The following is a 10808-nucleotide window of genomic DNA, read 5'->3' on the forward strand; positions in this document are numbered from 1 at the left end:
CGACAACCCCTTTTCCTTTGCGGTAACTGGTAACCGGTACTGTTTCCGGTTACCGACGTTACCGGATGCGCCCTACTGAAACCAGCCCGTCGCGCCGGTGCGCCCCGAAGCGGTCGCCGAACTCGCCGTCACAGAACCGCCATCTGGACGGCGAGGGTCGAGGGGAGCCTCGGCCACAGCAGTCGGTGCCGCGCGAACCCGTCACAGTCGGGTGAGACGATGGATCACGTGCTGATCGCCTATGTCGACGAGTCCTACGACCAGGAGCTCTACTACATCGGGGCGGCGATCGCCGACTACGACCAATGGGAACAGCTCCACCGGCTCTACGCCCAGATCGCCGAGCGGACCTCCGCGCAACACGGGACCGATCCCGCAGCCGAGTTCCATGGGCACGAGATCATGGGCGGCGTGGGGCAGTGGGCCACCCTTCGCGGCAAACACCGCGAGGCCGCCGGCCTCTACACCGCCGTCCTACAGGCAGCCCAGCACGCGGGCGTGCATTACCTCTTCGAAGGCGTCGACGTCAGACGCCTCAACGCCCGCTACCGGTACCCGCAGCAGCCCCACACCGTGGTCTTCCGACACCTACTCGAGCAGATCGACGACTACACCTCCCGACACGGCGCCGGCGAGCAAGCGATCGTCGTCGCCGACGAGATCGCCACCAGCGCAGAGCACCAAGACCAGTTCAGCGCCTACCAGGACCTCGGCACCGGCGGCTACCGACCCAGCCGCCTGAAGTACATCTCCGCGCCCATCAACTTCGCCGACTCACGCCACACACCCGGCCTACAGGCCGTAGACATGGCGGTCTACATCCACCACCGGGCCCAAGCAGTCCGCAATCAGCACCCCCGAGCGCAAGCCGTCACCGACAAGCTCGCCCACCTGATCTACCAAGACACCCACCGGCAACGAACCTGGATGCCCTAAATAAAACGAGGGCCCCCTCGCGGGAGCCCTCGGCAGGCAACGTTCCGGTATCCGGCCCGTTGTGCCTCTAGTGTACCGCGCCGCCACCGATCCGCACGAGTTTGCGCCATAGGATCCACCACGCCACAAGGCGCCGCAAAACCACCCAGACCCGGCAGTATGTTAACGCCGATAACTTATATTCTGTAAAGCTAGCAGGTCAGGACGGTGAAAACACCGCTCGCCCGCCTATGGTGTGGGCACTCACTGGCGACTTGCTCGCGCAAACTATGCATAGCCGGGCCGTAAGCGGCGAACTCGAAACCACCCAGCCCCCAGGATGACACGTGGCCGGCTGGCCGCGACGTGCGCTATAGCCGATTCACCCGATGCGAAGCCACGTTTGCGTTGTGACACCGATTATGTTGACGGTCATGAGTTCAGGCCCGTGGGCATACTTGATGCCACGACAAACGAAAGGGATAACGATGGCTCAGCATTTTCAGACCCGCTATATCGACGATCTTGACGGGACCGATCTCGGCGAAACCGCCAACATTATTTCGTTTGCCTTCGACGGCAAGGAATACTCCATTGACCTTTCTGACGAGAACGCCGAGGCGTTCCGGCAAGCCATCGCTCCGTACATCGAGGCTGGCCGACGCGTGACCGGGACCCGAACCAAGACATCCCGCGCCCGCTCAGGCGGGGGCAACACCAAAGCGGTACGCGAGTGGGCACGCGCCAACGGCTATGACGTCTCCGACCGCGGACGCATCCCCGCCGACATCATGGACGCCTACGCAGGCGCGAATTAGCCTCCGCGCGCCGACCTGAGGCGAATGGAGCAGATGTATCTACGTGACTTAAATCCGAAAGATCCCACGACGAGGAGTTCATCCTCGGGGGAATCAACTCTTGAGCATCGTTCGACCTCAGCACCAAAAGGATCATTATGGCACTCTTTCGAATCACTGATCCAGACGACAACCTGGTGACCTTCACCCAGTACACCCCCAGCGAAGGACTGTACGAAAAGGACATCGAGAACCTACTTTGGAACAACCTCGACGATCTTCTAGACACATCGGTATTCCGAATTGCTAGACAACCCCGCCTTCCCGACAGCGGCATCCCAGACATCCTGGCACTGGACGAAGCAGGCCGACCTATCGTCGTCGAAGTTAAACGAGACCTCGACCGTCAGCAGCTTGCCCAGGTTCTCGAGTACGCAGGGTGGGCGCGGTCAACCAACGTTCAAGAAGTCGCGACTCTGTACTCGCAAGGTACCGATCAATTCTGGGGAGATTGGCAGGAGTTCACCGAAACGGATCAACCTGTACCAATTGCCACTACACCTCAAGTAGTTCTGGTTGCCGAAAATTTCCACGAGCGGACTCGTTCCGCGCTGACCTACCTGCGTGAGAACGGGTTGCCCCTCGTCGTTCTTTCAGTGCGCATTTATGAGGACTCCGACAACACCAGGTACCTCGACGTCGATCGAGAAGGAAGACTCGACGCTGCCGGTCAGACCGTCATGAATACTCGGCCACTCCAACCTGCGATAACAGGACCGCGACGGTCGTTCAGCGTGTCTGTTTTAGACCTGCTCAAAGCCGGAATGCTCCGAAGCGGAGAGACCCTCTCCTGGACTCGTCCTCGCAGTGGGGAAACCCATCAGATCACCGTCGAAGAGGATGGCAGACTCCAACTGTCGACGGGAAAAATCGTCTCATCACTTTCCACTGCAGCGACCGAAGTCGTCGGCCACGGCAGCTTTCCAGGATGGGAATGTTGGCATAGCGAATCCGGTGAGCGACTATACGAAATGCGCTCTCGGCTCCAATCAGAGAGGGAAACCGGCACCGCGACAACCTGAAGAGCCCAACTCGAATCCGCCGGTAATCAGACCTTATGACATGCTGGCGTCCGGGTCACGAATTTCTCTTCTTTTAGCGGGTCTTCCCGATACCCCCAGGTCCATGCGGAGCGTGACCTTTTCACCGCTGCCCCACCTCAGTCTTTCGGATAGGGTTCCCCCACCGGTGACCCAGCAACCTGTGAGGCGCCTCACCGGCGAGGATGACTTCCTCGAAGGCGCAGCCGAGGGTTCCGCAAAACCAAGCGAGAATCGGCGTCTAACCCGTACGTGGCGAGACGAGTTTCTTCAGGGGAGTAGCAACGTCTACGGCCAGAGAGGGATCGATCGTCATGTTCTTGGCGAGGGCGCGTTTGATCGCTAAGAACTCTGACGGTCGATTGACGCAGTCACCAGCGATGAGCTGTCCATCGAGATAGTAGAGAACGGTGAGTCCGGAATCCTTCTCCGAGGTCCTGACCACGGCCTGCTCGTAACCGTGCGATACACCCGCAATCTGTATTTTCAGACTCGCCTGATTCGACCAGAACCATGGGACGGTCTCACCGGCTTCCTCCCCGCCGAGAAGTTCCATGGCGGCGACCTTGGCCTGGTTGATCGCGCTCTGAACCGATTCAAGCGCCAACAGTGAATCCGGACGGTGTGGGTGGGCCGTTGTAGTACAGTCACCGATCGCGAGGACGTGGGGGTTGCTGGTACGGCAACGTCGGTCTACGACGATGCCCCCTTCGCAGGTGAGGCCGATCGAACGCGCGAGTTCGGTATTGGGGACCGCACCGATCCCCGCGATCACCAGGTCCGCGGCCAAGGTGCGCCCGTCGGCGAGCCTGGCGCCCGTCACGCGTCCCTCCGCGCCGGTCAACTCACTCACCTGCGCGCCCATGACAAAGTCGACGCCGGCGCTTTCGTGTGCGGCGACCAGGTACTCGGAGAGTGGTGCTGAGCCGACTCTCTCGAGCACTCGCTCCTCCCTCCCGACAACGGTCACGGGGATCCCGCGGGCGTTGACAACCGCGGCCGCCTCGAGGCCGATGAAGCCTGCGCCTATGACGACGACCCGTTCGGCCCTGTCCAGGTCGTGCCGTAGCCGGCGGGCATCGGTGAGATCCCGGAGGTAATGAACGCCGTCGAGCTGGGCTCCGGGTACAGGCAGTTCACGCGCACGCGCGCCGGTGGCCAGAACCACACGATCGAAATGGATGAACCCTTCGGTGGTTTCGGCTGAGCCGCTGCCAGCGTCACCCACTTCAAGCGCGACGATCTCGGTCCCGGAAAGGACATCGATCCTCTGCTCGCGGTACAGCTGAGGTTCCCGAAGGCTCAGGTCCTCCTCCGTGACCAGGGAGTTGAGAAAGTCCTTGGACAGGGGAGGCCGATTGTATGGGGGGTCCGGTTCGTTCCCCACCACCAGGATGGCGGGCTCGTATCCGCCGCCGCGAAGCGCCAGCGCAAGGTTCACGCCGGCCTCTCCGGCTCCGACAACCAGCACTCCGGTCGATCGCGTATACACTTCGTCGATTCTCATTGCTCCGGCGCCACCGTCACAGAGAGTCCGTCGAGGGACTGCGACATACGGATCTGGCAGGACAAACGGCTGTTCTCCGCCCTCGGGCTCTCCGCGTCGTCAAGCATCTCGTCCTCGAAGTCGTCCGGCCCGCCCACGGCGGAGAGGAACTCTTCGTCGACGTAGACGTGACAGGTGGCGCACGCGAGTGCTCCACCGCATTCGGCGACGATGCCGGGAACCCCAAATCGGACGCCGGTCTCCATGACGGACGAGCCCTCGTTGGCCTCCACAGTCTGAATGGACCCGTCGGGGACGGTGAAATTGATTCTTGGCATTGCAGTAACCCTCGGAGAGTGGTGCGGCGGGGGCGCCCTAGGGCGGTGGGCGCCCCCGCACGCGGTCGGTATCGGTCAGAACTGGGTGAAGTACTCGCGGTGCTCCCAGTCGGTGACGCCGTTCACGTAGGTGGACTCGTCCGGGTTCTCGGCGACCCACGCCTCGTACCGGGACACCTCACTTCGCTTCATCGTCACGAGGTAATCGATGAACACGTCGCCGAAAGCGGACCTGTAGAAGCTGTCCGCCTCGAGGACGTCAACGGCCTCGGCGAGGGAGGTGGGGAGCTGGGGCACCTCTGCGCTGTAGGGGTCCTCGCTGAGGGGCCCCGGAGAGGTTCTGTTGACGATGCCGTCGTAGCCGGCCGCCACCTGGGACGCCAGGTAGAGATAAGGGTTGGCCGAGGACTCGCCGACACGGTTCTCGACGTGCGAGGCCTGGTCTCCGGGAGCGCTGATGACACGCATCATCGCTGCCCTGTTGTCGAACGCCCACGTCATGCGATCCGGGGCCAGCGAATACGGACGCCGGCGACGGTAGCCGTTAATGGTCTGCGTGGTGAACACCGAAGCCGCGGCGCCGTGGGCGAGAGTCCCGCCCACGTAGTGCTGTCCGAGTTCGGAGAGGGGCTCTCCTTCGCCGGGAACCATCAGGTTGCGGCCGGTTCCTGCATCCACGATGGACGTGTGCAGGTGCCACCCGCTGGCGTAGAAACCCTCGATCGCGGGGGTGGACATGAACGAGGTCAGGTAGCCGTTCCGCTTCGCGACCTGCTTGACCGTCATCTTGAACAGTGCGGCGGCGTCGGCGGCGTGCAGCCCCTCGAGGACGTCGAACGTCGTCTCCACCTGGCTAGGCGCCCATTCGTCGTCAAAGGAGCGTAGCGGCAGTCCCATCGCCAGCGTGGCATCGCGAATGGGCTTGAGGGCGTCCTCGATCTCGTCGAGATGGTCGATGAGGAGGTAGTTGTAGCCACGTGCGACCGGGGCCACCTTCGGGGGATCGGCCGGGGTACCCGGGGAACCGAGCGAACACGATTCGAGCAGATCGTCGACGATTCGGGTCAGGTACCACTCCATCTCGACCCCGACCTTGATGGCGAGGTTATTCTCCGCCAGTTGCGCCAGCGCCTTCTTCAGGATCGTCCTGGGCGCGAGGGGAAAAGGACGGCCATCGGACATGTACAGATCAGCGAAAACGACCGCCGTCCGCGACGCCCAGGGCACGAGGGTGAAGGTGCCCGGGTCGGGAACCATGGTGACGTTCGGACTGCCGCCGACTCCGTCGATGTCGAAGCCGCCGTCCGGGCTGAAGGGGTTAAGCACGATGGCATCGGCGGTGTCGAAGAAGAACGGCGCCATCGTGATCGCGTTGCCCGCTTCGAGTGCGCTGAAGTAGGCGGGCACGGTGAGCGCCTTCCCACGCAGCTGACCGTACTGGTCGGGCCAGACCAGCCGGATCACTTCGATGCCGTGCTCCTTGACGAGCATCCGGGAGTGCTCGGCGGCGTCGAGTTGCTCCATCGTGTGGAGGTCGTGGCGCTCGATGAACTTCGCTGCGCTGGGGCGGATCACGGTATTAGTCATCGAGAGTTTCCTTTGTGAGGGAGTGGGTGGGACGTGAGGTGACGGGTTCGACCGGGGACGACGGGGCGCCCCAACTGTCGAACCATTGGTTGAGGAGGGTGAATGCGAAGTGCGAGTCGTGGTCGAAGTACTCGTGGACTTCGCGCTGGACTTCGGCGACGTCGATGCCGTACGTTTCGAGCTTCTCGGTTTCGAGCCGGAGCAGCGTGTCCATGCCAGCCAGGGTCATCTCCGGATGGAACTGGATCGCCAGCGCTGAGCCGATCCGCCAGGCCTGGATGTATCGGTCCGAGGTCGCAAGGATCTCGGCATCAGGCGGTGGAACAGCGGCATCCGAGTGAAACGAGAGGTACCGACCCGAGAATCCGTGACCCCCCGGAAGCGCCTCCACGTCGATCACGCCGACTTCCAAACCGGTTGCGCCAGGTTCGGCGGCACCACCCAGGGCCCGTGCCAGAACCTGTGACCCGAGGCAAATCGCCAGCACGGGCGTGCGCTGCTCGACTGCGCCGCGGAGGTAATCCTCCTCCTCCAGTAGATACGGATGCTCATCAACGCGGTAGGCACTCTGGGGACCACCGAGCGCGACCACTGCGGAGACCTCCTCGAGTGGGGGGAGGGAGTCTCCGCGGTGGAGCTCGTAGAGAGCGGTGGGGAGGCCCCTACGATCCGCCACCTCGGCGAGCCGTCCTGGCCCGGTCTCAGCAGCGTGACGGATGATCGCGATGGGTTTCATGACTGCGGCCTCGGTTCTATACGGGTATCCCACGGCTCCCAGTGGTCGACCTCTGCAAGTGCGCTCAACAGACCGGATGCCTCGTCTCGGTCGACGGCGAGCCAGCTTGCGTCCGGCCGCGCCTCGTAGACCGAGAAATCCCAGAAATGGAGGCCTTTGGTCGCCTTGACTAGCGGGGAAAGGGCTGCGAGCTGGCGCTCGAGTCTGTGAACCTTGTTCTCGAGACCCTGACACCGCGATTCGAGACTCTCGATCCGGGCGGAAGGGCTCTCGTTCACTGGAAGTGTGGAGTCGGAATCCATGTCAGAACACCAGCGTGAGGTTCTCGTGCACTTGCTCGGAGTCCAGGAGATTGGCCTGCTTCATCTGGATTCGCAGTGTTCCCCCAAGGTCTCTGAGCACGTGTGCGTACCACCCGGCGTAGGTTTTCGTGACGCCCGCCCTGAACTCGTAGATGACGAAGTTGGACCGCACCAGGAGCGCGCCGGTTTCTTCGTCAAGCGTGGCCTCGACGTTGGTGATGAGCCTTCGGGTGCGAGAAGCCGGTAGCTGGCTGAACGCCAGTCCCGTCCGGAGCCAGTACACCCGGTCGGTCAGCCGGCGGCGATCGTCGAAAGCGTGCGAGACCTGGTACCTCGGGTCCCCTGCACCAGCGGTGATCGGCACCCAGTACAGGCAGTCGTCGACGAAGAGTTCAAGCCAGTCGTTGAGCCGCGCATTGTCGACGAGGAGCGCTTCTCGAGACAGGAAGCCCTGGACGCGAGCGAACGTCTCCATGTCGCACTCGGGCCAGTCCTGCTTGAACGCGATCGATAACCGGTTCAGTTCATCGTAGAAATCCGGTTGCACGTAGTAGGAGAACCGGGACGTGTCGGAGAACTCCGCTGGGATCTGCGCACTCATCGCTTCACTTCCTCGTCCGTCATGATGCGCAGCCACTCGTCGTAGTACTGGCGCATGTGCATCTCGTCGGTGATGGCACTGGAGACCACTCCGTTCTCGTCGATCTCCTGCCAGTTCTCCACATTGAGACCACGATTCATGAGGATCCACTCCTCCTCGGGGGCGGAGAGTCCTCTCTGAACCTCTTCGAAGTTCGCCTGGTCGTCAGGTTCACCGAAGGCGGGGAAGTCCTCCTGAGTACGCATCCTCATCGTGTTGACCTCCTCCGGAACCCCGCCGATGCTGGTGGCGTTCCAGGTGAGTTGGGTCCGGTCGACGGCCAGCGGTTCGATTACCTGAATCTGATTGCCGATGATGAGCAGGTTGGGGAAGATGTTGAGGTTGATCTGGGACCCGACACAGAGATCGAGCAGCTCGTCGGCACGGTCGGGGTAGCTCTTCCTGATGTGCTCCTCGAAGTGCTCCCGGCCGGGCTGGGGGCGCTGGTTCTCCCAGAAGCTGCCCGGGCCCTCATAGTTGCCCCGCTGGTCGAGAACGCTGTGACCGTTGCCCAGGAGGTAGGAACGCATCGGACCGCTGTCCGGCGTCCTGCCGAAGTAGGCCATGTCTTTGCTGTCCCCCATACGAGAGGCCATCTCGAGTAGGGACCTGTGCGAGAACGACGGATGGTATCCGTCCCCGGCGTTGTCGTACGCGAGCTTCCAGTTGCCTCGGTACCCCATTCTGTGAGCTGCGTTCTGTACTTTCACCTCGCCTTCCGGGGCTCGGTCTACCCAGTAGTCGAGCCAGGGCTTCGCATGACCGAGCCACTCCGAGACCGAGGGCGCATCCTCGTTGAGGGTCCCGAAAATGAACCCCCGGTACGTTTCGACTCGTGCCACGCGACGGAGTCCGTGATCCTTCTTGTCGAAGTCCGCTCCGTATCCCTGGGGCCACGGGGCGCCCACCAGCTCGCCGGTATTGCGGAACGTCCATCCGTGGTACGGACACTGAAAACTCTTCGCGGTTCCGCTCTCTTCGCGACACACCGTCGCTGCGCGATGAGTGCATCGATTGAAAACCGCGTGCAGCTCGCCGTGCCGATCCCGGGTGACGATGACTGGGCGGAGACCCATCCGGATCGACAGGAATGAGTTGGGTTCCGGCACCTGCGACTCGTGGGCGAGATAAACCCACGACTTTCCACCGAAGATCGCGGTCATCTCTTCTGAGAAGATCTCCTGGTCGGTGTAGAGGGTCCGATGGACGCGTTCGTCCTGCACGAGGGACCGCAGCTCTTCTGGTGAGCTGGTGCGCGGCGAGAACGCACTTCGCGTCTGGGCATCCTGAGTGTTCATGCCTACCTTCCTGTTGAGCGGCCCCGAGGCCGTGACCAGGCGCCGCCGAGGGGGCGCTGAACACTGTCGACAGTGCAGTTATATGGGCCACAAATGAAGAGGGCGGAGTCAGTATTCCGCCTAGCGGTACGCCGCGGAATTGCAGCGAACGAGTCTCGACTTAGTCGATACGACAACGGATACTGTGGCCCAAACCTCTCAACACTGTTCGTACAGACCTGAAGCATGAGGAAGATGATGGGCACTGCCTGGCGCGAGTCGGATTCGGGAGCGGGCGCTGTCGATTCGGTCCGACGAGCGTGCCGATTGCTGCGGGCACTTGAGGAGCACGACTCGCTTTCCGTTCGGGGAGCAGCGGTCATCGTGGGCGGGTCACCCACTGCCACGCACAGACTCCTGAGCGCGCTCAACTTCGGCGGATTCGCGCTCAAGGACGACCGCGGTCGGTATCGCGGCGTGGGCCGTGACCTTCCTACGGGTGTGGCCCCCATCGAGTGCGCTGAGGCGTCCCCTCTCACTTCGGTCCACCGGGCACTGCTGTTGCTGCGCCTGCTCTCCGCGGGGCGTGTCCTGTCAGTCAAAGACGCGTCTGAAGTGCTGGACGTCGCGCCCTCGACTGCGCATCGTATTTTTCGGTCGCTGGTCCTCGAAGGTATGGCGATCCAGCTTCCGGACAGGCGGTATCGCTCCGGCCCCTCGTTGGCGACTAACGTGCGCCCTCTAGCGGTGTCCGACATTCTCACCGCTCTGAGCGCGGTTTCCGCGGCAGTCCGTGATGACACCGGAGAGACCATCCACGTGTGGATGCCGGAGGGGCCCTACGTTCGGCTCGTGCACGGCATCGAAGGAGCCGCAGACGACGCCGTGCCCCATGACAAGTGGCGGCGGGTGCCGGCCTACACCACCGCTGGGGGGAGGACCCTGCTATCCAGCCTGACGAATCCGCACGTTGAGGACCTGTACAAGGGCGGGTTCCCCCCTTGGAGAAACTCTCCCCTAACCAACATCCGGTCGCTGAAGCGTCGACTGTCCGTGGTTCGCCGCAAGGGCTACGAGACGAACTTCGAAGAAGGCGCCCAGGGCGTGAGCGGGCTGGCCGTAGCTGCGAGCGACACCCTCCAGCGCCCTGTGCTAGCGCTCGGTATCGCGCTCCCCAGCTACCGCTTCAACCCGACAGTTATCCCGCGGTACCGGGAATCACTCGAGAAGGCGAAGAGGGACCTGGAACAGAAGCTCGCCTGAGACGAGAGGGACGCCTGTTCCTCTTCGTGGAATCTGGACCCCTCGCATTTCGGATGCTTGCGGACACAGCCACTATCGCCTTGTCGATTGTGACGCATGCCATATTATTCGTGAACGACGAGGAGAATCATGCCCAGCACCGCAGTGCCCACCGCCGCCGGCTCCGGCTCCGCCGCCACTGACAAGTTCAAGGGCGTCCGTTTCTCGTCCGACACGAGCCCGGAGCGCGCCGCCGCCATCTACAAGGATGTCCTGACCAAGCTGTCCGAGGTCATCTACGAGCACGAGGTCACCTACGACGAGTACCGCGTGCTCAAGCAGTGGCTCATCGAGGTCGGCGAGGGCGGCGAGTGGCCGCTGTGGCTCA

At 62.6% G+C, this 10808-nt stretch carries 12 protein-coding genes; 5 read left to right on the plus strand and 7 right to left on the minus strand.

Annotated elements, in window-relative coordinates; genetic code table 11:
• The first annotated feature begins 219 nt into the window (after positions 1 to 219).
• The 3 genes from G6018_RS16505 to G6018_RS16515 all read left to right on the plus strand — a co-directional run bounded on the left by G6018_RS16505 (position 220) and on the right by G6018_RS16515 (position 2794).
• Positions 220 to 936, plus strand: coding sequence for a DUF3800 domain-containing protein (locus G6018_RS16505; RefSeq protein WP_119699253.1), 717 nt, complete (start codon positions 220 to 222; stop codon positions 934 to 936).
• A gap of 467 nt (positions 937 to 1403) precedes the next feature.
• The gene (locus tag G6018_RS16510; RefSeq protein ID WP_182640216.1) at positions 1404 to 1733 is read left to right on the plus strand and encodes an Lsr2 family protein; all 330 of its coding nucleotides are present in this window, start codon (positions 1404 to 1406) and stop codon (positions 1731 to 1733) included.
• A gap of 137 nt (positions 1734 to 1870) precedes the next feature.
• Entirely contained in the window at positions 1871 to 2794 is a 924-nt protein-coding gene (locus G6018_RS16515) for a hypothetical protein (RefSeq protein WP_182640217.1), read from the plus strand.
• 259 nt (positions 2795 to 3053) lie between these two features.
• Here the strand turns inward: G6018_RS16515 and G6018_RS16520 are convergent, their stop codons facing one another.
• The 7 genes from G6018_RS16520 to G6018_RS16550 form a co-directional block, all read right to left on the minus strand.
• Complete coding sequence (locus G6018_RS16520; RefSeq protein WP_182640218.1) at positions 3054 to 4319, minus strand: FAD-dependent oxidoreductase; 1266 nt, start codon at positions 4317 to 4319, stop codon at positions 3054 to 3056.
• The gene (locus G6018_RS16525; protein ID WP_182640219.1) at positions 4316 to 4636 is read right to left on the minus strand and encodes a 2Fe-2S iron-sulfur cluster-binding protein; all 321 of its coding nucleotides are present in this window, start codon (positions 4634 to 4636) and stop codon (positions 4316 to 4318) included. Before G6018_RS16525 ends, G6018_RS16520 begins: the two co-directional genes overlap by 4 nt.
• A gap of 75 nt (positions 4637 to 4711) precedes the next feature.
• A complete protein-coding gene (locus G6018_RS16530) occupies positions 4712 to 6223 on the minus strand; it encodes a glutamine synthetase family protein (RefSeq protein ID WP_182640220.1) in 1512 nt (503 codons plus the stop codon).
• Positions 6216 to 6959 carry a type 1 glutamine amidotransferase gene (locus tag G6018_RS16535; RefSeq protein ID WP_182640221.1) on the minus strand — a complete coding sequence of 248 codons (744 nt, stop codon included), beginning with the start codon at positions 6957 to 6959 and terminating at the stop codon, positions 6216 to 6218. The genes G6018_RS16530 and G6018_RS16535 overlap by 8 nt, the downstream gene beginning before the upstream one ends.
• Positions 6956 to 7261, minus strand: coding sequence for a hypothetical protein (locus G6018_RS16540; protein ID WP_187701174.1), 306 nt, complete (start codon positions 7259 to 7261; stop codon positions 6956 to 6958). Before G6018_RS16540 ends, G6018_RS16535 begins: the two co-directional genes overlap by 4 nt.
• Before the next feature lies 1 nt (position 7262).
• A complete protein-coding gene (locus G6018_RS16545) occupies positions 7263 to 7862 on the minus strand; it encodes an aromatic-ring-hydroxylating dioxygenase subunit beta (RefSeq protein WP_182640222.1) in 600 nt (199 codons plus the stop codon).
• Complete coding sequence (locus G6018_RS16550; protein WP_182640223.1) at positions 7859 to 9199, minus strand: aromatic ring-hydroxylating dioxygenase subunit alpha; 1341 nt, start codon at positions 9197 to 9199, stop codon at positions 7859 to 7861. The genes G6018_RS16545 and G6018_RS16550 overlap by 4 nt, the downstream gene beginning before the upstream one ends.
• A gap of 225 nt (positions 9200 to 9424) precedes the next feature.
• Between G6018_RS16550 and G6018_RS16555 the strand changes: the two genes are divergently transcribed.
• Complete coding sequence (locus tag G6018_RS16555; protein WP_182640224.1) at positions 9425 to 10441, plus strand: IclR family transcriptional regulator C-terminal domain-containing protein; 1017 nt, start codon at positions 9425 to 9427, stop codon at positions 10439 to 10441.
• A gap of 129 nt (positions 10442 to 10570) precedes the next feature.
• Positions 10571 to 10808, plus strand: a 238-nt coding sequence (locus tag G6018_RS16560) for a dioxygenase (protein WP_277817796.1), incomplete at its 3' end; no start/stop codon positions are given.

The organism is Dietzia sp. DQ11-44 (genome assembly GCF_014145205.1).
GTDB classification, from domain to species: Bacteria; Actinomycetota; Actinomycetes; order Mycobacteriales; family Mycobacteriaceae; genus Dietzia; species Dietzia natronolimnaea.